27 protein-coding genes are annotated in these 23,985 nt (G+C 42.4%); 25 read left to right on the top strand and 2 right to left on the bottom strand.

What is annotated here, in order from left to right:
- Positions 1-508 precede the first annotated feature (508 nt).
- The 6 genes from E2491_RS15850 to E2491_RS15825 all read left to right on the top strand — a co-directional run bounded on the left by E2491_RS15850 (position 509) and on the right by E2491_RS15825 (position 8,966).
- The gene (locus E2491_RS15850; RefSeq protein WP_134376604.1) at positions 509-3,052 is read left to right on the top strand and encodes a vitamin B12-dependent ribonucleotide reductase; all 2,544 of its coding nucleotides are present in this window, start codon (positions 509-511) and stop codon (positions 3,050-3,052) included.
- Positions 3,053-3,284: 232 nt separating this feature from the next.
- The gene (locus E2491_RS15845) at positions 3,285-4,067 is read left to right on the top strand and encodes an ABC transporter ATP-binding protein (protein ID WP_134376603.1); all 783 of its coding nucleotides are present in this window, start codon (positions 3,285-3,287) and stop codon (positions 4,065-4,067) included.
- The gene (locus E2491_RS15840) at positions 4,057-6,114 is read left to right on the top strand and encodes an FtsX-like permease family protein (protein ID WP_134376602.1); all 2,058 of its coding nucleotides are present in this window, start codon (positions 4,057-4,059) and stop codon (positions 6,112-6,114) included. The genes E2491_RS15845 and E2491_RS15840 overlap by 11 nt, the downstream gene beginning before the upstream one ends.
- A gap of 11 nt (positions 6,115-6,125) precedes the next feature.
- Positions 6,126-6,803: a response regulator transcription factor gene (locus E2491_RS15835; RefSeq protein ID WP_134376601.1), complete on the top strand. Its 678-nt coding sequence runs from the start codon at positions 6,126-6,128 to the stop codon at positions 6,801-6,803.
- A complete protein-coding gene (locus E2491_RS15830) occupies positions 6,800-7,831 on the top strand; it encodes a sensor histidine kinase (RefSeq protein ID WP_134376600.1) in 1,032 nt (343 codons plus the stop codon). Before E2491_RS15835 ends, E2491_RS15830 begins: the two co-directional genes overlap by 4 nt.
- 256 nt (positions 7,832-8,087) lie before the next feature.
- Positions 8,088-8,966 (top strand): patatin-like phospholipase family protein, encoded by an 879-nt coding sequence (locus E2491_RS15825; protein ID WP_134376599.1) that lies wholly within the window; start codon positions 8,088-8,090, stop codon positions 8,964-8,966.
- Here E2491_RS15825 and E2491_RS15820 read toward each other — a convergent pair.
- Positions 8,958-9,344 carry an SA1362 family protein gene (locus E2491_RS15820; RefSeq protein WP_134376598.1) on the bottom strand — a complete coding sequence of 129 codons (387 nt, stop codon included), beginning with the start codon at positions 9,342-9,344 and terminating at the stop codon, positions 8,958-8,960. The two genes, E2491_RS15825 and E2491_RS15820, sit on opposite strands and share 9 nt — an antisense overlap.
- 98 nt (positions 9,345-9,442) lie before the next feature.
- Positions 9,443-10,390 (bottom strand): DUF1385 domain-containing protein, encoded by a 948-nt coding sequence (locus tag E2491_RS15815; protein ID WP_134376597.1) that lies wholly within the window; start codon positions 10,388-10,390, stop codon positions 9,443-9,445.
- A 230-nt stretch (positions 10,391-10,620) separates the two neighbouring features.
- Here E2491_RS15815 and E2491_RS15810 point away from each other — a divergent pair, with 230 nt between their 5' ends.
- The 19 genes from E2491_RS15810 (at position 10,621) to E2491_RS15720 (ending at position 23,983) form a co-directional block, all read left to right on the top strand.
- Complete coding sequence (locus E2491_RS15810) at positions 10,621-11,079, top strand: YqhR family membrane protein (RefSeq protein ID WP_134376596.1); 459 nt, start codon at positions 10,621-10,623, stop codon at positions 11,077-11,079.
- Positions 11,080-11,116: 37 nt separating this feature from the next.
- The gene (aroQ, locus tag E2491_RS15805) at positions 11,117-11,575 is read left to right on the top strand and encodes a type II 3-dehydroquinate dehydratase (protein ID WP_134376595.1); all 459 of its coding nucleotides are present in this window, start codon (positions 11,117-11,119) and stop codon (positions 11,573-11,575) included.
- Positions 11,562-12,620 carry a M24 family metallopeptidase gene (locus E2491_RS15800; protein WP_134376594.1) on the top strand — a complete coding sequence of 353 codons (1,059 nt, stop codon included), beginning with the start codon at positions 11,562-11,564 and terminating at the stop codon, positions 12,618-12,620. The genes aroQ and E2491_RS15800 overlap by 14 nt, the downstream gene beginning before the upstream one ends.
- Positions 12,621-12,641: 21 nt before the next feature.
- Entirely contained in the window at positions 12,642-13,199 is a 558-nt protein-coding gene (gene efp, locus E2491_RS15795; protein ID WP_134376593.1) for an elongation factor P, read from the top strand.
- Between the two features lie 168 nt (positions 13,200-13,367).
- Positions 13,368-14,261, top strand: a complete 894-nt coding sequence (locus E2491_RS15790; RefSeq protein ID WP_134376592.1) for an ATPase, T2SS/T4P/T4SS family — start codon at positions 13,368-13,370, stop codon at positions 14,259-14,261.
- Positions 14,258-14,770, top strand: a complete 513-nt coding sequence (locus E2491_RS15785; RefSeq protein ID WP_134376591.1) for a stage III sporulation protein AB — start codon at positions 14,258-14,260, stop codon at positions 14,768-14,770. Before E2491_RS15790 ends, E2491_RS15785 begins: the two co-directional genes overlap by 4 nt.
- A gap of 18 nt (positions 14,771-14,788) precedes the next feature.
- Positions 14,789-14,995, top strand: coding sequence for a stage III sporulation protein AC (gene spoIIIAC / locus E2491_RS15780; RefSeq protein ID WP_134376590.1), 207 nt, complete (start codon positions 14,789-14,791; stop codon positions 14,993-14,995).
- Between the two features lie 12 nt (positions 14,996-15,007).
- Entirely contained in the window at positions 15,008-15,421 is a 414-nt protein-coding gene (locus E2491_RS15775; protein ID WP_134376589.1) for a SpoIIIAC/SpoIIIAD family protein, read from the top strand.
- Complete coding sequence (locus E2491_RS15770) at positions 15,421-16,524, top strand: stage III sporulation protein AE (RefSeq protein ID WP_134376588.1); 1,104 nt, start codon at positions 15,421-15,423, stop codon at positions 16,522-16,524. The genes E2491_RS15775 and E2491_RS15770 overlap by 1 nt, the downstream gene beginning before the upstream one ends.
- Positions 16,525-16,528: 4 nt before the next feature.
- Complete coding sequence (locus E2491_RS15765; RefSeq protein WP_134376587.1) at positions 16,529-17,041, top strand: stage III sporulation protein AF; 513 nt, start codon at positions 16,529-16,531, stop codon at positions 17,039-17,041.
- Complete coding sequence (locus E2491_RS15760; RefSeq protein WP_166805912.1) at positions 17,038-17,610, top strand: hypothetical protein; 573 nt, start codon at positions 17,038-17,040, stop codon at positions 17,608-17,610. The genes E2491_RS15765 and E2491_RS15760 overlap by 4 nt, the downstream gene beginning before the upstream one ends.
- Positions 17,611-17,624: 14 nt before the next feature.
- Positions 17,625-18,194 carry a SpoIIIAH-like family protein gene (locus tag E2491_RS15755; protein ID WP_134376585.1) on the top strand — a complete coding sequence of 190 codons (570 nt, stop codon included), beginning with the start codon at positions 17,625-17,627 and terminating at the stop codon, positions 18,192-18,194.
- Between the two features lie 294 nt (positions 18,195-18,488).
- Entirely contained in the window at positions 18,489-18,989 is a 501-nt protein-coding gene (gene accB, locus E2491_RS15750; protein ID WP_134376584.1) for an acetyl-CoA carboxylase biotin carboxyl carrier protein, read from the top strand.
- 16 nt (positions 18,990-19,005) lie between these two features.
- Positions 19,006-20,367, top strand: coding sequence for an acetyl-CoA carboxylase biotin carboxylase subunit (accC, locus tag E2491_RS15745; protein WP_134376583.1), 1,362 nt, complete (start codon positions 19,006-19,008; stop codon positions 20,365-20,367).
- A gap of 15 nt (positions 20,368-20,382) precedes the next feature.
- Positions 20,383-20,787, top strand: coding sequence for an Asp23/Gls24 family envelope stress response protein (locus E2491_RS15740; protein WP_134376582.1), 405 nt, complete (start codon positions 20,383-20,385; stop codon positions 20,785-20,787).
- A gap of 240 nt (positions 20,788-21,027) precedes the next feature.
- Positions 21,028-21,429 carry a transcription antitermination factor NusB gene (gene nusB, locus E2491_RS15735; RefSeq protein ID WP_134376581.1) on the top strand — a complete coding sequence of 134 codons (402 nt, stop codon included), beginning with the start codon at positions 21,028-21,030 and terminating at the stop codon, positions 21,427-21,429.
- Between the two features lie 24 nt (positions 21,430-21,453).
- Positions 21,454-22,308, top strand: a complete 855-nt coding sequence (folD, locus tag E2491_RS15730) for a bifunctional methylenetetrahydrofolate dehydrogenase/methenyltetrahydrofolate cyclohydrolase FolD (RefSeq protein ID WP_134376580.1) — start codon at positions 21,454-21,456, stop codon at positions 22,306-22,308.
- A 99-nt stretch (positions 22,309-22,407) separates the two neighbouring features.
- Positions 22,408-23,754 (top strand): exodeoxyribonuclease VII large subunit, encoded by a 1,347-nt coding sequence (gene xseA, locus E2491_RS15725; RefSeq protein ID WP_134376579.1) that lies wholly within the window; start codon positions 22,408-22,410, stop codon positions 23,752-23,754.
- Position 23,755: 1 nt separating this feature from the next.
- Positions 23,756-23,983, top strand: coding sequence for an exodeoxyribonuclease VII small subunit (locus E2491_RS15720; RefSeq protein ID WP_134376578.1), 228 nt, complete (start codon positions 23,756-23,758; stop codon positions 23,981-23,983).
- Positions 23,984-23,985 lie beyond the last annotated feature (2 nt).

Below are 23,985 nucleotides of genomic sequence, written 5' to 3'. Positions count from 1 at the left end.
TCCAGCCCCGACAAGCATAAGGCGAAGATGAAAAGAGGGCTGATCTTCGCCCTCGTTCATCTTTGACTTATGACCTCGAGGGGCTAGTTGCCGCAGCTAGACAAAGGAAAGCGGAGGAATGTCCTGGCACGGTTCTGTCAAACAATAACCTAAAAAATGAGCTGAAACGCTCATTTTTTTCTTTTTGTTTAAATGATAGCATAGGTTCCTTTAAGAGAAATGCAGGTGGCTGTTGATTTCTAGATAAAGGAAGAAAGGCTGTTTGAAACTCAAGCTCCGATTTGGTCGAAAATTGGGGAAATGTTATAAAAAACACTGTGTTTTCTCGTGATTTGTTCATTTTTCTCATAATTGAGCATTTGACAAAATCTTTTGCTTGACCGGAAAAACTATATATAGTATTTAGGTTAAAAATAAAAACACAATATGTTGTGTTTTTAATTGAAATTCGGGTAATGGAAGAGTAAACTACAAATAGTTAATATTTAATCATGAAGGGGAGACACAAATGGCACAATTATCTACTTCAGTACCTAAACTCAACAAAGAGGCATTGAACCGGGATATTAAACAGTTCCCTCAGGTACACGAAATTACAGATCAGATGTCGAAAACACATAAAGGTGTGTCGAGACTGGTCATGCTGGATCGCTATTCATTTAAAGATACTGAAAAGAAAACGCTGAGAGAAGGGGACTTTGTTGTTCTGACGATACGTGAGGACCCAAAATTTCCTGCGCGGGGGTTAGGTTTCATTCAGAGTATCGACTGGAACAGGCGTGAGGCACATGTGCTGATTGAAGAAGAATTCAGAAATTCCCTTGATACACCTAAAGAAACGGAAACGGGGGTTGTTGTCAGATCTCTTGATGTCATTGAAAAGCCACTGGAAGTATATTATGAGCAAATTGCGCTGCGTAATGCAACGGGCCTTGCAGCGGTTGAAAAAACGCCGGAGCTGCGTGAACAGTGGACAAAAAAGTTTTATGAAGAGCTTTCAAATATGCGTTTTGTCCCTGCAGGCCGTGTGCTTTATGGAGCGGGAGCACAGACAGACGTTACATTTTTCAACTGTTATGTGATGCCTTTTATTCAGGATTCAAGAGAAGGGATTTCTGATCATCGTAAGCAGGTCATGGAAATCATGAGCCGCGGCGGTGGCGTCGGAACAAACGGATCGACACTGCGCCCGCGTAATACGCTCGCAAAAGGCGTAAACGGTAAATCTTCAGGTTCTGTTTCGTGGTTGGATGATATTGCGAAACTGACTCATCTGGTTGAACAGGGTGGATCCCGCAGAGGAGCACAAATGATTATGCTCTCGGACTGGCATCCTGACATCATTGAATTTATTATCTCCAAGATGCAAAATCCGAGAATCCTGCGATTCCTTCTTGAAACAACTCAGGATGATTTTATTAAAAAGATCGCACAGGAAAAACTTAAGTTTACTCCTTTAACAGAGCAGGAAGCGGCCATGTATCAAAGCATTGCCAATTATGAAAACATCGAAGGCTTCGGTGGCTTTAATCAGTCCATTATTGATGATGCGAAAGAAAAGCTTGCTGAAGGCGGAACTTATTCTGTTCATAACTCTGAATTTCTTACAGGTGCCAATATTTCAGTCTGTCTGACGGACGACTTTATGAAAGCAGTGGAAGAAGACGGGGATTACGCACTCAGATTCCCGGATGTAGAGAATTACACTGCTGAGCAGATGAAAAACTACAATGAAAACTGGCATGAAGTCGGTGATGTGAGACGCTGGCAGGAGCAGGGTAATGCGGTTAGAACATACCGTACAATTAAAGCGAAAGAGCTTTGGAACCTGATCAATATTTGTGCAACGTACTCAGCGGAACCAGGTATTTTCTTTATTGATAATGCCAATGACATGACGAATGCAAAAGCATATGGTCAGCAGGTTGTAGCGACAAATCCATGTGGTGAACAGCCGCTGGCTCCATACTCTGTATGTAATCTGGCGGCAGTCAACCTGGCAGAATTCGCCGATAAGAAAAATAAAACGGTGGATTTCGAACGCCTGAAGCAAACGGTCGAAGTCGGTGTGCGTATGCAGGATAACGTCATTGATGCAACACCGTATTTCCTTGAAGACAACAAAAAGCAGGCGCTTGGTGAAAGACGTGTCGGACTTGGTGTCATGGGAATGGCTGATCTGCTTATTTACTGTAAAAAAGAATACGGTACAGCAGAAGGCAACAAACTTGTTGATGAAATTTTTGAGACAATCGCCGTTACTGCCTATAAGACATCAGTAGAGCTTGCAAAAGAAAGAGGATCGTTCCCATTCCTTACTGGTGAAACAGAAGAAGAAACGAATGCCCTGCGCAAGGCCTTTACTGAAACAGGCTATATGAAAAAGATGCCTGAAGACGTGAGAAGTGCGATCGCGGAACACGGGATCCGAAACTCTCACCTGCTGACTGTGGCTCCAACCGGCAGCACCGGCACAATGGTTGGCGTATCTACAGGTCTTGAGCCTTACTTCTCCTTTACTTATTACCGCAGCGGACGACTTGGTAAATTTATCGAGGTGAAGGCGGATATTGTCAAAGAATACCTGGAAATGAATCCTGGAGCTTCAGAAGAAAATCTGCCATCATTTTTTGTGACAGCGATGGAGCTTTCACCTGAAGCACACGCAGATACTCAGTGTGTCATCCAACGCTGGATTGACAGCTCAATTTCTAAAACAGTAAATGCACCAAAAGGTTACTCTGTTGAGCAGGTGGAAAGTGTGTATGAGCGCCTGTACCGCGGTGGAGCAAAAGGCGGAACGGTTTATGTAGACGGCAGCCGTGACAGCCAGGTGCTGACATTAAAAGCAGAAGAAAACAAGCAGGACCAGCCGAAGAGAAAGCAAAACGTTGTACTTGTAGATACGATTCAGGATCTACGCTCAACGAACGTAACAATTGGCTCTGAGATCGGAAACACATGCCCTGTCTGCCGAAAAGGAACAGTGAAAGAAATCGGCGGCTGTAACACTTGTACAAACTGTAACGCGCAGTTAAAGTGTGGATTATAAAGAAAATTATAAAAAAGGAAGAAGGCTACTTTTGCGCCTTCTTCCTTTTTTGTGATTATCAAGGTCAATAGTAGGTTTTCTAAATTAAACTCTTTGAAGAATAGGAATGGAAGTACAAAAGTTTAGTAATAGGATCATATTTTATTTCAAAACCTTACAATCATTGTAAGTGTTATTAGAGATTATTTTCATATATGGTATTAGTATAGAAAAGTTAAAGGGGAGCACACAAATGAACATTTCAAACAAATTGCTTCAAGTCAAGGGAGTGCATAAAACGTATGGTGAAGGACAAAGTGAGACCTCTGCTTTAAAGGGGGTTACATTTGATGTTCTTCCGGGGGAGTTCCTCGGTATTATGGGGGTAAGTGGATCAGGAAAAACAACATTGCTTAATTGTATTGCGACCATGCTTAAACCAACATCAGGGGAAATTTTATTAGAAGGTCAAAGTATTTCTTCTTTTAAAGGATCACAATTAGCAAAATATAGAGGAAGTAGAATTGGATACTTATTTCAGGAATTCGAGCTGTTGGATAACCTGATAGCCAGAGAAAATATTGTTTTGCCATTATCTATACATAAAGAGAATTCTAAAAATCAGGAATTACAACTACAAAATTTAGCAAAGCAATTTGATATCGAAGACGTTCTGGAAAAATTTCCTTATCAAATGTCAGGTGGGCAGAAGCAGAGAGTTGCAGCGGCAAGGGCATTGATTTCTAATCCAAGTATTGTATTAGCGGATGAACCCACAGGAGCTTTAGATACCAAAAATGCAAAAGTCCTGATGGAAAAATTGAGTTTCGTTAACCAAAGAAATGAGACAACTATTTTAATGGTGACTCATGATGCGAATGCTGCGAGTTATTGCTCAAGAATCCTATTCATTCAGGATGGTGTCATATTTCATGAGCTCCGTAAGAAAGTACCTGGAGAAACGCAGAACGCATTTTATGAAAGGATCTTAACTGTCTTGGCTCAGTTGGGTGGAGGCAGCAGACATGTTCTTTGACTTCATTAAAAGAAATAGTCGCAAAATTAGAAAAGAAAATGGCGTTTATTTTGGTGCGCTTATTATTTCGATCATCGCTTTTTATATCATCCTTTCACTTGGTGAGCAAGATGTTATGGCATACCTGAAGACAGTTGAAAGTAATGCGGTAAACAGGCTCTTGTTAATGATTCCTATGTTATATGCCGTTTCACTTTTTTTTGTTTTCTTTTTGGTTTACTTTGCGAATAACTATCAAGTAAAACTTCGTAGTCACGAATTTGGCTTGTATTTGATGATGGGGATGAAAAGAAGCAGGCTGTTTTTAATGATCATGGGGGAAACATTGTGGAATGGCGCAATTGCTCTGATGATTGGCATTCCAATTGGCGTATTTTTGACTGAACTAATCAGCTTAATCACTTCAAGGTTAATTGGTATTGGTATCATTGGTTATCAATACAGTATATCCTGGGCAGGGCTTGGTTTAACAGTCGTTGGCTTTATCGTCGTTCAGCTTATAGCAATGTCTTTTATCAGCTTGAAATTAACGAGGAAAGAACCTGTGGATTTACTGGATGATCAGAAAGAGGAATCGCAAAGAGTTCTTAACCCTATATGGAGTATTGTTAGTTTAATGACAGGTGCAGTATTGCTCCTAGGCACAATTTTTTTATGTACAGCTTATGGATTGGCAATTCTGTATCTACGCAACCTTGATTATAGAATGTTTGCATTAATAATCATCGTTGGTATTGTTGGGACTTTCATGCTGTTTCGTGGACTGGGAAGTTTAATTGGAGCATGGATAAAACGTAAGGGTAAATCTTCTGCTGGTCTATTTATCTTTACAGGGAGACAATTACAGGAAAATGTATTGAATCAATGGGCTTCACTTGCCATATCTTCGCTCTTAATCGTTATGTCTATGGTTTGTTTTGTTTATGGAATATCTACCGCCTTAAATAATGACTTAACATCCAGCAAAACTGCAGATTTTACTTTTAGCGGATCAGAGAAAGAAATTATTTCAGTACTCACATCTGATGAACTAGAGCCTTATGTTAAAGAATATTATGAAATGAAATTAGGTTACTTGTGGCGTTTTGATCCGGAGGAAAATGAGTGGTTAGACACTTTTTCGTGGTCAGGATTATCAGAATCCGTTTCAAAGGAAGTGTATTCGAAAGAAAAAGAAAACTTATTAAGTGAATTAACAACGGATAATAGGCCCTATTTGATTTCACTTTCAAGTTATAACGACATGCTTCGTTCCGTTAATAAACCCCCCATCGAACTAGGAAGCGATGAAGTGGCAATGTATTCTGATGAAGAATTTACATATTCTCATGATATATTAAGGGAAGCCCTGCAGTCTAAACCATACGTTAACATTGTTGGCAATCAATATAGTTTATCGTCAACACTTTATACATTGAACGTCGTTGCAGATAGAGCCATCACTCTTTCATATGCTTTAATTGTACCTGATGATCTATATGATACCTTCGATGATCGCGAGGATTCATATCTTCTTAATATGGTACTGGATGATGCACTTATTGAAGAAAAAGGACTTATGCAAGCGATGTATGAAGTGGATGGGTTACTTAATGCATCCGGCTTGGATTATGAGAGTTATCTGTCCAGCATGGGCAGAAAGCTATTTTTCACAGTAGCGGGAAGTTATACAACAATATACTTAGGTATCATGTTTCTGATCATTGCCAATACAGTGATGGGATTAAAGTTTCTTATGCAGCAAAAAAGCACGAGACATAGATATTTTACAGTAGCTATGCTTGGTGCAAGTGTTGAATCACTTTGTATGTCAGCAAGGGTGCAGATTTGGTTATACTTTGGGTTAGTCATTCTCGTAGCATTGATCAGCTCTATTTTTGGTATTTGGTCTATGGTTGATACTTTCCCAAATTCAATTAGTTTAAATAACGGGATAGGTACGGTTGTGATTTCTCTAGCTGTATTTATAATTATCGAGATTTGTTATATTTTGATGATTCAACGAAAAAGTGATGAAGAAATTAAGAAATTAAAACAGGCACGATAGAGGGTGAACGTGTGGGGAAAATAGTCATTGTCGAAGACGACATTTTTTTGCGTGAAGAGCTACAAAATATATTTGAGAAAGAGGGATACACTGTTTACTGTATCCGTTCATTCGATCATCCCGTGGAAGATATTATTTTTGCTAATCCTTGTTTAATTTTATTGGATTTGAATTTACCCAACTATTCAGGATTTGATATTTGTCGTGCATTAAAAGCTAAAGGAGTTGGTCCCGTTTTAGTGTTAACTTCACGGGATCAACTGAGTGATGAACTTCATGCGTTTGGGCTGGGTGCAGATGATTACCTTACCAAACCCTGTCATCCTCAACGATTAATCGCCAGGGTTGACAAGCTTATTCGACTATATTCAAACAGACACATCCTGTTAGATGCTGGTGATTTTCAAATAGATGATCAGTCAAACGTATTATATACCGGCACAGGTTCCATCACCTTATCTAAGAATGAGGCTGTTATGTTGAAGGCTTTGGTACATGCCTCCCCCTCAGTTGTAAGGAAAGAAGAGCTATTTCATACATTGTGGGGAAGCAGTGACTATGTGGATGAGAACATCCTTCAAGTCAATATGACCAGGTTGCGCAAAACACTTGACGGTATTGGGTTGCCGAATCGGATTAAAACGATTAGAGGTATTGGATATCAGCTCTTGGAAGATGACAGCTTATGAAGTTAAGTAGATGGCTCAATGTAATAAAAGAATCACGTCTATGGTTAACGGCACTTTGTGCATGTAATGCTTTTTTTATTTTTTTGGCGTGGGTAGCGTATCCGGAAACATTTAATCTTTTAGTTGGTTTTATGATGGTTTTTACGCTCATTAGTATTTTGCTCACAATATTGCTGGTCGTTAAAAAGAACGAAAAGCATGATAAGATCTTCTATGATTTTATTAGGGACCCATCAACAGAGCTTGAATGTGCGTTGATCAGCTCTTACGGCAGCTTGCATAAAGAAAAAGTGAGCTGCTTAGCCAATAAGTTGCGTGAATTAAATGACCAGTTAGATGAAATTGAGCTACAGTCAATGAATGATAAAGAGTTTATTGAGAGTTGGGTTCATGAGATAAAAGCACCTATCGCCCTGATCAATCTCGTTTTGGAAAATCGTAAGGAAGAGATGTCACAGCTGGTTTATCAGAAAATAGAGCATGCAAGAATTAACATTTATGATCATGTTGAACAAATTCTATTTTACGCTAGATTACAGGCATCACATGTTGATTATCGCTTAGAAAGAATTTCGTTTAGCCTTTGTTGTGAAGAAGTAATGCTTGACCTTAAAGGGATGCTGGAGGAAAAGAGTGTCAAAGTGATTTCCGAGATGGAGGATGTCCCTGTTGTTTCAGATAAAAAAGCGCTATATTTTATCCTTACTCAGGTATTTCTTAATTCATTAAAATATTCAAAAGAGAAAATTCAAAGCTTTATCATGATAAAAACCGGTTTTAACAAGGGAAATAATCAGTATTTTATAAGCATAACTGATAATGGTACCGGAGTGTTGGATTCTGAGCTTCCTTTCATTTTTGATAAGGGATTCACCGGGGAAAACACTGATAAAAAGCAGTCTTCTGGTATAGGTTTATATCTTGTGAAGAAGTTGTGCGACGAATTACAGATTGAGATAAATGTGGAATCAGAGTACGGGAAGGGATTTGAGATTACGTTTTATTTCCCTGAAATATATATATCGTAGACGGTTTAGAATTGATGAAGGCATACAATTAAGCAAAGGTTATCTTGTTCATAAATGTAGCATGTGAAAAATCAGACAATTGGACGCGTGATGGTTACGGTGTAATCTGCATTTTTAATTCAGAATCTTCTCATGAAACTTTTCGTAAAGAATAGTGAAAGTTATCATCATGCTCTATATTGCAGCTACAAGAAGGTCCAAAGCGGCCTTCTTCTTTTTTGTTGTCCGCATATTATAAACCAAAAGGGGTGAGCGTGTGCAGGCAGATGTCGTTTTTTCAGGAGGCGGTGTGAAAGCGCTGGCGTTTATTGGTGTTTTGCAGGCTTTGGAGGAATACGGAATTACGATCAGGAAAGTGGCGGGTACTAGTGCGGGAGCAGTGATCGGTGCGCTGGTCAGTGCCGGATACAGCTCAGAGGATCTGATCAAAATGCTCCCGGAGCTGTCGATGTTTGCCCGTGCCGAACAAAAAATGAACCGGACACCAACGATTTTAAGGTGGCTGCTGCTTTACTGGAAGAAAGGATTGTATTCCGGGGACGGTATAAAAGAATGGATGGACCGGAAGTTGTTTGAGAAAGGAATCAGATATTTTGAAGATTTACCTCATGAAAAGCTGAGAATGATTGCTTCTGATCTGACGGACGGTGAAATGCTAGTTTTACCTGATGACATAAAGCGTTATACAAACGATAAACAAGGGCATTTAACGATTGCTGAAGCCGTCAGAATGAGCGCTTCACTGCCGTTTTTTTATGAACCGGTTAAGCTGAAATCAGGTAAAGAGGTTCATTATATTGTAGACGGAGGGGTACTCAGTAATTTTCCTGTGTTTTTATTTGATGAAGAGGAACAGCAGGTGCCTCTCTTCGGCTTTCAGCTGACAGCCGAAGAAATAGGAGCAACACGAAAAATTGATAGTGTAGTGGAGTTATACGAGGCACTTTTTCATACGATGAAAGAAGCGCATGACCAAAGATTTATAAAGAAAAATCCACGACTCAGATGGGTTGTCGTCAAAACGCCCTCGATTCCAACAGCGGGCTTTCAATTAAGACCTGAAAAAATGCACGCCCTGATCCGGTCAGGGCGTGCAAAAACAATTGATTTTATAGAGAAAGAAGGTTTAAAGTGACATTCTTTTTTTCTTCTTTCCTTTTTTTCCTTCTATAACTGTGAGCTTTGGTGCACCGATTCGGGCTGCTGAAGCTCTTTTTGCAGGCGTTGTTTTTCTTGCCTGTGTTTTCTTTGCCGCCGTTTTCATTCGTGTAGGAGGGGCTGGAGTCTGATATCTTTTCTTTGACTGTTTTGCTGCTTTTTTAAATGCCTGCTGCTCCCGGCGATCCGTTCTTCTGCTCATCCATATACGGTAGATCACGTATATAACGAGGGCAATTGCCGCATAGGTCAATACCATTCTTAAAATGCTCTCTGGATTTGTTACCAGCGTACTGATCAGTCCTATCACACCTAATATAATCACAACTGAAGCGAAAATCATTCTTCCACTCATTACAGCCACCTCCTACAGCTCGTCATGCGTAGCCGGCATTTTTACCGGCTTTTGAAAAGGAACAGGGGCTCCGTCCCCCACGAGCCTTTTTTAATAGTTTAGACAAGTGCCGCCTTTTTTAAACCTGACTCAGCCGCTTCTTCCATTTCAAGCATCTTGTTAAATGAAGCAATGGCTACTTCAACCTGATCATCTTTTGGTTCCTTCGTTGTCAGTAGCTGAAGCCAGAGGCCCGGATAACCGAGGTATTTGAGAACAGGTACTGACCGTACTTTGTTTGTCAGCTGAAGTACTTCAAATGAGATTCCAAGAACAACCGGAATCAGTGCAATACGGTTCAGTACACGAACATAAAGCGGGTCAACCGGTACTAAAAGATAAACAAACATCCCGACTATAACCGTAAATAGAATGAAACTTGAACCGCACCGGTAATGCAGTCTTGACTGTGCCTGAACATTTTCCACGGTTAATGGAAGATTGTTTTCGTAGGCATTAATCACTTTATGCTCCGCTCCGTGATACTGAAACACCCGCTTGATTAATGGGGTAAGTGATATGAAGTAAATGTACGCAAGCAGCAGCACGATTTTAAACGTGGTCTCAAGTAAAATCTGCTCGAATTTACCCGGAAGGATAAAGCTGAACGCATCGGCAAGAAAAACGGGAATCAGCGTAAAGACAAATTTTCCGAAAAGGAAGGATAATACCCCGATCGCAGCAATGCCAAATATCATTTCGAGTTTTGACGCTTTTTGTTCCTTTTGAACCTTTTCATCGTCTTCAGGCATCACGTCAAAACGTTCGCTTGAGAAATTCAGGTGCTGTGTTCCGTTAGCACTTGCTTCAATCAGTGCAATGATTCCCCGAAGAAAAGGGATCTTTTTCATTTTTTGAAACGCCGGCTTTTGCTTGCGCGGCAGATGGAAATACTCTATTGATTGATCTTTCCGTCTGATTGCAGTGACCGTATGGCGTTTACCCCCGAACATTACGCCTTCCATCACAGCCTGCCCGCCATATGCAGGCTTTTGATTGTTTGTCATCTATTTACACCAGCCTATCCAAAACATTCCTTTATATAAGGTAACTACAGTTTACTAAAAAATCAGGCTTTCTACTAGCCGTATGAGGTTATCTGCAATAAATAATTTCATTTTTGGGAATACTTTTTGAAAGTGATTGGGCGCAGTCGGAACATTCACTATATTTTCATCTTCAGAGCTTATTCTTTGCCATTCCAATAAAAATTAATCATATAACGGAGGTAATCAAAATGAAGTTTCCTACTATGAGCTTTAATATGCTTACTTTTTGGACGGGACTAACAGCAGGCGTCCTTTTTTATTTGATGGATCGTTTTTATACTTTTTTTCATTTTATAGAAAAAGAGTGGCTTCTTCCTGTGTTTCCGGACTGGGATGCGAAATGGCTTGATCAGCTTCAGCTGCTTTTTGTGATTTGTCTGATCTCCATATTGTGGGCGTTTTTATATAAATCACTTATTAAAAAGTGGGAATCCTTTATCCCGGGAGTTTTAGTGAATGTCACCTTACTCCTGTTATTTTTTATTGGATCATGGCTGGCAGATGCGGCGATGAATCCACTTAAGCTTGAAGCCCATACTGTCATCTCCATGACGTCGCTGTTTATTCTTCACGGTGCCTTTACGGGTTATTCCATTGCCTATCATGAACCGTATGAGCAGGATAGTGAGACTTCAGATGCTTTGTGATACAATAGCGTGGAGTGAATTTGTGGGGGGACAGTGTATGAAAAAAATCCTGCTTTTAAATGGGCCCAATCTGAATCGCCTCGGAAAAAGGGAGCCGGACATTTACGGCGCTGATACGCTCGAATCTGTGGAAAAAAGACTTGGAGCGCTCGCTGAGGAATACGGCTTCGGTTTTCATGCTGTCCAGTCAAACCATGAAGGTGATTTGATTGATGCACTGCATCAGGCAGAAGATGATTCATATGCAGGCGTTTTGTTTAACCCGGCAGCCTATACGCATACGAGTTATGCCCTTCGTGATGCTGTAGCAGCAGTTTCTTTGCCCGTTATCGAAATACATATATCAAATATTCATGCCAGGGAATCATTCAGACATCAGTCTGTCATTGCGGCTGAAGCAAAAGGGCAGATCGCCGGGTTTGGCGTGTATGGTTATGAACTCGGATTTTACGCTTTAAAACAGATGATTAAGGGAGTTGGAAATGATGAAGCTTGAAAAACTTCGTAAAGAGCTTGCAGGCAAGGCAGATGGAATGCTGATCACGAGTACATATAACAGAAGATATTTAACAAATTTCACCGGTTCAGCAGGTGCCGTTCTTATTTCAGCTGATGAAGCCGTTTTTATTACTGATTTTCGCTACACAGAACAGGCGGAGGAACAGGGGCAAGGGTTCACGGTCATTACACATAAAGGTCCGATCACAGAAGAAATCGCTTCCCAGTGTAAACGGCTAGGTATTAAAAAGCTTGGGATTGAATCAGATCACCTCGTTCTGAGCACTTACAGAAGCTACGAAAAAACAATTGATGCAGAACTTGTTCCGCTGTCAGGTGTTATTGAAAAAATCCGCTTGATTAAGACAGATTCTGAGATTAAGATATTAAAGGAAGCTGCGGACATTGCAGACGCGGCGTTTAAGCATATTCTCGACTTTATTCAACCTGGAAAGAGCGAGATTGAGGTGTCAAATGAGCTGGAGTTCTTTATGCGCAAAGCCGGTGCAGTGTCATCGTCTTTTGATATTATCGTAGCATCAGGACACCGTTCTGCTCTTCCGCACGGTGTTGCAAGCGATAAGATCATTGAAAAGGGTGATTTTGTCACGCTTGATTATGGTGCGCTGCATAAGGGGTATGTGTCAGATATGACCCGTACACTTGCTGTTGGCGAGCCGGATGCCAAGCTGAAGGAAATTTACCAGGTCACACTTGATGCACAACTTAAGGCAATGGATGGGATCCGTCCGGGGATGACAGGTAAAGAGGCTGATGCCCTTGCACGCGATTATATTGCGTCAAAAGGTTACGGGGAGTATTTCGGTCATTCCCTCGGACACGGTATTGGTCTTGAGGTTCATGAAGGACCGGGACTGTCATTCCGTTCTGACATCGTCCTTGAAGAAAATATGATTGTGACAGTGGAGCCGGGTATTTATCTGCCTGGAATCGGCGGTGTGCGTATTGAGGATGATACGGTGCTGACGGCTGATGGCAATGAAACACTCACTCATTCAACAAAAGAATTGCTTATTTTATAATTTGATACAGGAGGAACAAATATGATTTCAGTAAACGATTTTCGTACAGGTTTAACAATTGAAGTGGACGGCGGAATCTGGCGTGTAATGGATTTCCAGCACGTTAAACCGGGTAAGGGAGCAGCCTTTGTACGCTCGAAACTGCGCAATCTCCGTACAGGTGCTGTGCAGGAAAAAACATTCCGTGCCGGTGAAAAAGTGGCGAAAGCACAAATTGATAATCGCCGCATGCAGTATCTTTATGCCAATGGAGATATGCACGTATTTATGGATAACGAGTCTTATGAGCAGATTGAGCTTCCTGCTGCACAGATCGAATATGAACTGAAGTTTCTTCAGGAAAACATGGAAGTACAGATCATGATGTATCAGGCAGAAACACTTGGGGTTGAACTGCCTAACACAGTTGAGCTGAAAGTAGTTGAAACAGAGCCTGGTATTAAAGGTGATACAACAAGCGGCGGTTCGAAGCCAGCTACAGTTGAGACGGGTCTGACGGTGAATGTACCTTTCTTTATTAATGAAGGTGACGTTCTGGTCATCAACACTACTGATTCTTCATACGTGTCAAGAAAATAAAAGCATTTGAAAAAAGTCCGGTATTTACGCTTCAGGCGTAAATGCCGGACTTTTTTGTGTGTAAACAGTCATGCGGATGATTGAGGGTAAAAAAGCTCTTCGTCATAATTACCGCTCCTCACCATAGAATGAACGTAAAAGTAATTGTCTTAAAAGGAGTATCAGCACATGCATATGATCTACTCACTTTTTACCAGAAATCTGCAGGAATACATATTGCCCGCTGCAGGTGAATCACTTACCGGCTGGCATGAAATCAGGATCCGGATGAACCGTCATATTGAACTGATCGGGCTGAATCAGAGAAAAGAAATCCATTATGTAGTGACAGAGGATGACTGTTTTTATTTGATGGACAGGCTGACGAGTTATTCGGTTTACTCCCATACAAAAGACATCACATCCGGCTTTATTACGCTAAAAGGAGGGCATCGCGTCGGCCTTTCAGGTGAAGTGGCGTCAAAAACAGATCAGGTTCAGGCCTTCCGTTATGTCACATCCTTTGCGATCCGGATTGCGCATGAAAAAATTGGTTGTGCAGAACAGGTTCTAAGGATTCTCCGTTCCAGGGACTCTGATAGGTTGCCGCATCTCCTTATTTACGGGATGCCCGGGAGTGGAAAGACGACCTTTTTGAGGGATTCAGCCCGGATTCTTTCAGGAGGATCTGAGTCGAAGACGGTATGTATTGTAGATGAACGATCTGAAATTGCCGCCTCATGGCAGGGGGTTCCGCAGCTGACGTTTGGACTGAGTCTGGATGTGCTCGATAAGTGTCCGAAAACACTCGGCATTCAATGGATGGTCCGGAGTATGAGTCCTGACGTCATGATCGTGGATGAGATCGGAAGTCTTGAGGATCTCGGGTCGATTAAGGAAGCAGTCGCATCAGGTGTCATTCTGTTTATGACGGCGCACGCCAGCAGCTATGATGATCTTTTGAAAAAAAGCGGTTTCAGGGACCTGCTGGAAAAGACTGTCCATTATACGCTGTGCTGCACGCATGATCATTATCTTCTTCAGTTTCATGGTGAAGCGATTGAAGAGGTTGGAAAATCATGATGTTTGCCATAGGTGCAGGCTGTATTGTGGTCAGTTTTACACTTGAAGGAATGCGAAGAGCTTCCATTTTAAAAAAGAGGCGGCTCGTTTTACTTGATATTGTGAGAACGTGCCATTGGATGCTTGGAGAAGTCTCAGGCAGACAAACGTCCATGATGGAAATCATCCGCTACCAGCAGCAGTCAGATTCTCTACTCGTCCCTTTCTTCAGAGCGCTGAAAGCAAACATGGGACAGGAAGATAAGCCGCTACCTGAAATATGGAGGGAAACAGTTGTGCAAACCGGTGAATTTTCCTGCCTGGATGCTGAGGACATAAGCTGGGTGATGAGGGTTGGTGAGGCGTTTCAGGGGATGAATGCCGAAATGGTGGAGCGTGATCTTAACTTTACGGTATCAGGTTTACAGGCAAGATATGAACAGGCGCTTGAGCGTGAGGGAAAGTTTGTGAAAATGTACAGAGTTGCCGGGGTGACGTGCGGTCTGCTCGCAATATTGCTTTTAAGCTGATGACAGGAGAGGTAGCAGGTGATCATAGATGCAGACATATTATTTAAAATTGCAGGAGTGGGACTTGTCGTGGCCTTTTTATACACGGTTCTGGATCAGGCGGGAAAGAAAGAATATGCGCAGTGGCTTGCGTTTTTCGGGTTTATATATGTGCTGTTTATTGTGCTTCAGGCACTCGATACTTTTTTCAGTGCTGTCCGTTCCGTTCTTATGTTTTATGAATAGAGTGTGCTGCCGATGGAGGAGTTAATCCGGACTGCGGGGATTTGTTTTTTAATCGGATTTTTAGCGCTCGTCATCAAAGAACGATCTCCGCAAGTTGCCATATTGCTGACGCTGTGTGGGAGTGTTTTACTGCTGACAGAGCTCCTGCATGCTTTGAAAATGGCTGTCACGATGCTTCAGCAGTTTACGGGATACGTGCCGGGTCTTGGTGAATATTCATCCATTTTACTGAAAGTACTGCTGATCGCTTTTTTATCAGAAATCTGCATCCATTTATTAAAGTCGATGGATCAGCCGCTACTCGCCATCATCATTGAATGGACGGGTAAAATGATCATCCTGATGATTGCGTTCCCGGTTTTTATAGAATTAATGGAAAATATGCTGATGCTGTTGCCGGATCAGTTTGCCAAGGAACCGTTCTGATGAGTGTTCCCATACAGCAGGAGCAGATGAAGCAGGATCAGCTTATGGCACCGGAACATGACACGTGGCTGAAATATTGGGATGAACTGTCCGTGGATTACGGTGAGTACATGCCGGAACTATCGAAAAAAACGTTTTTTGAGGCGGTTACAAATCCGTCAGAAACTTTTACAGAATGGCTTTCAGGTTTTTCAATGTTTTTTTTCCACCAGATCGCTGAAAATATGCAGATTATTTTTTGGCTGTTGTTATTTCTGGTGATCGGATCGATTCTTCAGATTTTGCACCAGTCTTTTTCTCACCAGGCTGCAGCGGAGGTCAGTCCGCTGATTTTAACCGGTCTGCTCTTAATGACGGTCATTAAAAGTATACAGAAGTGTCTCGAATATTTTTATGATGCCCTACATATGATGGGTGATTTTCTTTATGCCTTACTGCCTTTGTATATGGCATCGATTACCTTTTCAGGCGGACCTGCTTCATCTGCCGTTTCCTATCCGATCATGCTCGCCATGATTCATTTTTCTATGCTGCTTCTCAAAACGGTCATTATCCCGCTTTTTATTCTTTCGATCTTTTTTGATCTCGCCAATACTTTCTCAAGTTCATTTAATACGGGTAAATTCGCTGCCTTTTGCAGACAGCTCGGGTTATGGATACTAGGTTTATCTGCAGTGATTTCGACCACGATCTTATCGGTTCAGACCGTAACTGCCTCTGTAGCGGATGGCGTAGCGGCTAAATCCTTGAAAACAATGGTCGGAACATTTATCCCATTCGTCGGAAAAGTGGTGTCGGATACAGCAGATCTTCTGCTCGCTTCGTCTGTCCTGGCTAAAAATGCGATTGGACTTGCCGGTGCATGTATATTGCTTTTGATTGTGCTGTTTCCAGCCATAAAAATTCTGGTGATTGCGCTGATGTACAGGCTGTCAGCTGTTGTGATGGAGCCGGTTGGTCATCCCTCATTAATTCAGGCGGTTGATGCGGTCAGCAAAGGTCTTTTTCATATTGGTGCTGCTCTATTATTTATTTGCTGCAATTTCTTTCTGGCTGTAATTATCCTTTTATTCGTCAGTAATATTCCGCTAATGATCAGGTGAGGTGATGGGTGTGACCTTTTATTCATGGGCTTCTCAGCTGCTTGTTTTGATTGTATTACTCATACTGGCAAGTGCGGCTGCGCCATCGGACTCGTGGAAACCTTTTATCAGACTCATTGCAGGTCTGTTTTTCCTGCTTTGGCTCATCACCCCGGTAAAATCACTCATGGATGAATCTGAACATCATCTGATTATGCACAATTTTTTTAATACAGCCTGGTTAAAATCAGAACGCGAACGGGGAGAACAAATAATTGATGGAATGAATGACAAGCTGGATACATATTTATTAGAGCAGGCGGAAGAAACGCTGAGAGGACAGGCACAGGAGGCATTGGAAACAGACTGTGAATGCCGGGTTGAGGCCGTCAGATTAGATGACGGTACGAACGTTCACATCTATATTAAAGGGGGATTTGAAAGCGGAATAAATCTGAAAAAGCGGTTGGCAGCGCTTTGGGAAATGGAGGATGACCAGATCATTTATCATATTAACGAACAACCGGGGAGGGAATGATGGACAAGCTGAAGGCGCTGTTTTCATCAAGAGATCCGACGTTTCAAAAGAAATGGCCTTTGATTCTGCTTTTGCTGATCATCGGGCTGATCCTCGTTTTACAGGGAAGAGAGCCTTCTGAAAAAGAAGTGACCACAATACCTGTAAGCGATACGGAGGTAGAGTTCGAGCAGATCAAAAAGCTTGAGAATCAAGCTGAAAAAAGACTGGAAGCCATGTTAAAAAAAGCACTTGGAACAAACAAAGTGGAGGTCATGGTGACATTGGGGACTAGCGAAAAAAAGATTTTTGCGCGTAATGAAACGACGCAGCAGGATCAATCCGAGGATCAGAAGGAAGGATTCAGCTCGGCGGCTGACCGGAACTCGATGACATCCCAGCTCGTTTTCGGGAACCAGTCACAGCAGGGGACACCTGTGTTGAGTTACATAGAAAAACCGGCGATAACTGGTGTCATGATTGTGGCTGAAAATGGACACGAGACAAAAGTGAAAAAACAGATTGCAGAAGCAGTATCAAAAGCGCTGGATGTTTCATCACACCGCGTAGCTGTAATACCTTATGAATAAGGAGATGGATATTAATGCTTAAAAAGCAAACCGTTTGGCTTTTGACGATGGTAAGTTTAGTTGTCGTTTTATCCGTATATTATGTGTTTTCACCTTCTGAAGAATTGTCACCGATTACACTCGATGAGTCAGCTGAAATGGTGTTAGGGGAAGATTCGGATGAATGGCTGCTTGAAGATGAAGTAGATGTAACATCTGAAGCGGCAGGAGATGAATTATTCGACGTTTTACGCATGGAGGTTCAGGATGAAAGAAGTGCGCTACGTGAACAGCTGACTTCCAAAGTGGCTTCAACTGAATTTTCAGCAGCTGAAAAAAATGAGGCTTATGCTGCGATGGAAGAATTAACGAAACTTGAAACAAAAGAGCAGATGATCGAATCCATGATTAAGGCACTCGGCTATGAAGATGCGCTTGTGCGTTCAGAAGACAACAGAGTGCTGATCACCGTTAAATCGGCTGAAAATGAACATTCAAAGGAAGCAGCCAATGAACTCGTTCAACTTGGACGAAGAGAGCTTGGTGAGCAGGCGTTTGTCTCCGTCATGTTCGAACCATCAGACGAGGCTGAATCAGCTGAGTAATAAAAGCCGGAACAGCGCGCTTATTAAGCGCACGTTCCGGCTTTTTGGTTGTTGGCAGATCGTTTGATCAGACAATCAGATCAGGATGAAAACTTTAATAACCGCTATTGATTTCACAGGATCTTTTCTGCAGGAAATTGCATCCGGGTCGAGAGTGAAGTATGTTACAATAACCATTATGTAAGCGTTTTAATAAAACGTTTTTTACATGAAGTTGAATTATGGGCAGTTGTTATCGTATGATATTAGTAGCTGCTGCTAATAACTAATTATAAAAGCCAAGGAGTGTCTACTATGTTAAAAGTACAGGAAATCAGAGAGTTAATTAAACTGATTGACAAGTCTTCAATTGATGAATTTACATACGAGCAAGATGGTGCAAAAATTAAAATGCGCAAGCAGTCCAATGCTGTCGTACACCAGGTTGAACAGGTTGTCACAAGCACACCTGAGCAGACAGCTCCCGTTCAGCAGGCACCCGTTAAGGAAACGGCACCGGCTGCAGTACAGGAAGAAAAAGCAGCTTCACCTGCAGAAGAGACACCATCTCTAGAAGGAACAGTTGAAATCAAATCGCCGATGGTCGGCACTTTCTATGAGGCTTCTTCGCCTGATGCTGAGCCTTTCGTGAAGGTTGGCTCAAAGGTGAGCAAGGATTCACCTGTCTGTATCGTTGAAGCGATGAAGCTGTTTAATGAGATTGAAGCGGAAGTGGATGGAGAAATCGTTGAGGTACTGGTCAAAAATGGCCAGCTGGTAGAATACGGACAGCCTCTTTTTCTTGTTAAAGAGTAGTTAGGAGAGAAGACGTATGATTAAAAAGGTATTGATTGCGAACCGTGGGGAAATTGCGGTACGTATTATCAGAGCATGTAAAGAGATGGATATAGAAACGGTAGCTGTGTATTCTGAAGCAGATAGAGAAGCCCTGCATGTACAGCTTGCTGATGAGTCAGTCTGTATCGGGCCAAAGCTTTCAAGAGACAGCTACTTAAACTTTACGAATGTGATTTCAGCAGCCAAACTGACCGGAGCGGATGCGATCCATCCCGGTTATGGTTTCCTCGCTGAAAACGTGGACTTTGCTGAACTGTGCAGAGACTGCAATATCATATTTATCGGACCGAGTCCTGAGGCCATTTCAAAAATGGGGACGAAGGATGTGGCACGTGAGACGATGCGTGAAGCAGGCGTTCCGGTCGTGCCAGGTTCAAAAGGCATTGTAGCCACGATTGATGAGGCCCTTACCCTTGCTGAGGAGATCGGTTACCCGGTCATTATTAAAGCGACAGCAGGCGGCGGAGGTAAAGGAATCCGTGTGGCGAAAACACCTGCAGACCTTGAAAAAGGCATGAAGGTAACACAGCAGGAAGCAGAAACAGCATTCGGTAATCCGGGTGTTTATATCGAAAAATATATCGAGGATTTTAGACACGTTGAGATCCAGGTGCTTGCCGACAGCCATGGCAATACCATTCACCTCGGTGAGCGGGACTGCTCGATCCAGCGCCGTCTGCAAAAGCTGCTTGAAGAAACACCTTCTCCTGCACTCGACCAAAAGGTCCGCGAGAGAATGGGTGATGCTGCCGTAAAAGCAGCTGAAGCTGTGAAATATACTGGTGCCGGAACGGTCGAATTTATTTATGATCATAATGAACAGTCATTTTATTTCATGGAAATGAATACACGTATACAAGTCGAACATCCCGTTACGGAAATGGTAACAGGTGTTGATCTGATTAAAGAACAGATTCGCGTTGCCTCAGGTGAAAAGCTGCCGATCACTCAGGAAGAGGTTGAATTCACAGGCTGGTCGATTGAGTGCCGTATCAATGCAGAAAATCCTGAAAAGAATTTCATGCCTTCAGCCGGTAAAATCACGATGTACCTGCCACCTGGTGGTCCTGGTGTACGTGTTGACTCTGCAGCCTATCCTGGATATGAAATTCCGCCTTACTATGATTCCATGATTGCCAAGGTTATCACATACGGCACGACACGTGATGAGGCTGTCGCGAAAATGAAGCGTGCGCTTTCCGAGTTTGTCATTGAAGGCATTCATACAACGATTCCTTTCCACCTGAAGCTTCTGAATCATGATGTATTTACAGGCGGGGATTTTAACACCAAGTTTTTGGAGACGTATGATATTATGTCTAAGAAGGCTGAATAAAAGGAGGATATTATGATGTCTGAGAATCAGAATAATCTGCTCCAAATGAGCAGCCTGGAACAAAATCAGTTGGGTAAAATTGAAATTGCTCCGGAAGTGATTGAAGTAATTGCAGGTATCGCTGCTTCTGAGGTAGACGGAATTGCTCAAATGCGCGGCAACTTTGCATCCGGTGTTGCTGAGAGACTCGGTAAGAAAAACCACGGTAAAGGCGTGAAGGTGGAGCTCGGAGAAGAAGGCATTATCCTTGATGTGTATTGTACGGTGAAGTTCGGGATCTCGATTCCGACTGTCGCACAGAAACTTCAGGATAATATCCGCCAGACACTGCAGAATATGACTGCACTCGTTGCCGAGGAAGTTAACATTCATATTGTTGGTATCCAGTTCGAATCAGCAAAGCTCGAAGAAGAAGAATAAAGACAGATGAAAAAGGTGCCCTTACAAATGGGGCACCTTTTTCTGTTAGCTGAATGGATCAGCTTTGTAGCACGAAATGTCGGGTGCTTTACCATAGATTTATTAAAGTAAGAATTCCGATCGTTTTGACAGCGTTATCATGAAAGTTTCATGAAGTTACGTTAGTAGGGACTGCAATTTTATGCTATGATCTTTTTATGACATGGATATTATGCAATTAGAGAAGGAGTTAAACTTGAAATGAAAAGACGAACGGCCAGAGAAAAAGCGCTGCAGGCTTTATTCCAGATGGATATGAACGAGATGGAGCCGGGAGAAGCGATTGAAAATATTCTGGAAGATGAAAAAAATGATGATTATCTGACAGCCCTTGTGACAGGGGTACATGAACATAAACCAGAAATTGATCAGACTATACAAGGACATCTCGAGCGCTGGAAGATTGACCGTCTTGCCCGGGTGGACCGGAATATTTTACGGGTAGCGTTATACGAGCTTTTATATAAAAAAGAAGAAGTCCCATATAACGTAGTCCTGAATGAAGCGGTTGAGATCTCGAAGCGTTTCGGTGATGAAAAATCAAGCAAATTCGTGAATGGGGTTCTATCAAAAGTTGTAACGACTTTACATTCACGTGATTGATCACACAGGAGGCGTAAAAGCAGTATGACAGCTGAAATAATCGATGGCAGAAAAATCGGATTGGATATAAGAGAAGAATTAAAAAGCCGTATTGAAAAGTTAAGTGAGAGCGGCCAGCCGCCGGGTCTGGCGGTTGTGCTCGTTGGACATAATCAGGCGTCAAAAACATACGTATCAATGAAACAAAAGGCGTGCTCTGAGCTCGGGATTTACTCTGAGCTGATTGAACTTCCTGAGGAAACGACAGAAGCAGCATTGCTCGAGGTTGTGAACGTACTTAATGAAAACGACCGGATTCATGGTATTCTCGTACAGCTTCCTTTACCCGATCAAATTAGCGAAGCCGCAGTTATTGAAGCGATTAAACCGGAAAAAGATGTAGATGGTTTTCACCCGGTCAATATCGGCCGGATGCAAACCGGAGGAGAAGCGTTTTTCCCCTGCACTCCATACGGTATAATCAAAATGCTTGAACATCAAGGCATAAACATTGCCGGAAAGCATGCAGTCATCGTGGGCCGGAGCAATATTGTCGGTAAACCGATGGGACAGTTGCTTTTAAATAAACATGCGACGGTTACAATCTGCCACTCGCGCACGGAAAACCTGGCCTATCATACGAAGCAGGCTGATATTGTGATTGCTGCAGTGGGTATTCGCCATCTGATCACGGCTGACCATATAAAAGAGGGAGCGGTCGTGATTGATGTCGGAATGAACAGGGATGATGCCGGAAAGCTTTGTGGAGATGTTGATTTTGAAGGCTGCAAGGACAAAGCATCTGCGATTACACCTGTTCCCGGCGGTGTCGGGCCCATGACGATTACGATGTTGCTAGCTAACACAACCGAGTCAGCAGAACGCGCCCGCACGAAATAACAGATCAAGAGTGGCTCCCGGGCATTGCCCATATAAAGGGAGCCGCTTTTTTATTGAATACCGGAACCATATTTTATCATGTCCGAAAGGAGAAACCGTATGTCTACTCCGAGGTACCTGACTGTCAGTGCACTAACAAAATACATAAAAAGAAAATTTGATGCTGATCCTCACCTTTCTAATGTTTATATTAAAGGGGAGCTGTCAAATTTCAAGAAACATTCAAGCGGACATTTGTATTTCACATTAAAAGACGGAAAATCAAGAATTGCCGCTGTGATGTTTTCCTCTGCTGCCTCCTCATTGAAATTTCAGGCTGAAAATGGAATGGAGGTGCTGATTCAGGCAGATGTTTCTGTATTTGAATCAAGCGGGCAATATCAGCTCTATGTGAAAAAAATGGAGCCTGATGGCATCGGCGCACTGTATCTTGCCTATGAACAGCTGAAGGAAAAGCTGTCAGAGGAAGGATTATTCCATGCTGAAAGAAAACGCAGACTCCCGCTTTATCCTGTTAAGGTAGGTGTCATTACGTCTCCGACCGGAGCGGTAATCAGAGATATTCTGACCACGATAAAAAGACGATATCCAGTAGTATCCGTCAGGCTCTATCCCTGCTCAGTACAGGGTGAAAGAGCGGTCCCATCGATTCTAGAGGCATTGGAAAAAGCAAAGCATGATGATGAACTTGATGTAGTCATTATTGGCCGTGGTGGCGGTTCAATTGAAGAGCTGTGGGCGTTTAATGATGAGCAGATTGCCAGGGCCATTGCCGCATTTCCTGTTCCGGTAATATCGGCTGTCGGACATGAAACAGATGTAACGATTGCGGATTTTGTTGCTGATATGCGGGCCCCGACACCAACTGCAGCTGCTGAACTTGCAGTGCCTCATATAGAAGAAGTGCGTGAGAAAATCATGGCTGCCTCCATCCGGGCTCACCGTGCAGTCAATCAAAAAATTCAATTTGATAAACAAAGACTGATCAAGCAGACAGGTTCTGTTGTATTCAAAAAACCTCAAAAATTAATTGAGCAGCAGGTTCAGCAGTTAGACAGGTTGCGTGAAAATCTCTCTAGAGAATCTCATTTAATCAAAGAAAAAGCCGGTCTCCGCCGTGACAAACTTCATGACAGGCTGATCAGGCTCAGTCCTGACAGGCAGATAGAGCACAAAAGGTCACTCGTATCCGCGCTTCAGACACGCCTTGAAAACCGCACGCAGAAACTTGTAACCGTGAAAGTGCACCAATTTCAGCAGTCGGTATCCACTTTAGAAGCATTGAGCCCATTAAAAATAATGAACAGAGGATACAGTCTGGTATATGATGAACAGGGGAACCTGATTAAAAACAGTCAACAGCTCAAAGAGGGAGATGCAGTTAAAGTGTCACTGCAGTCATCTGATCTCCTTTGTACAATCGATGAAATCAAGGAGCGTGAATAAAATGGCAGAGCAAAAACAATCATTTGAAGAGGCAATGCAGGAGCTCGAGAAAATTGTCTCACGTCTTGAAGAGGGAGATGTACCACTTGAAGAAGCCATTTCCTATTACCAAAAAGGTGTAGAACTATCGAAAATCTGTCACGAAAAACTTCAGCATGCGGAGAAACAGCTGGCGACGATCATGACAGATGAAGGTGAAAAACCACTTGACCCGGAGGATGTGGAATAAAA

The organism is Jeotgalibacillus sp. R-1-5s-1 (assembly GCF_004405105.1).
Classification (GTDB): Bacteria; Bacillota; Bacilli; order Bacillales; family Jeotgalibacillaceae; genus Jeotgalibacillus.
Note: the sequence above shows the minus strand (reverse complement) of the source record. Positions and strands in the feature narration are given on the sequence as shown.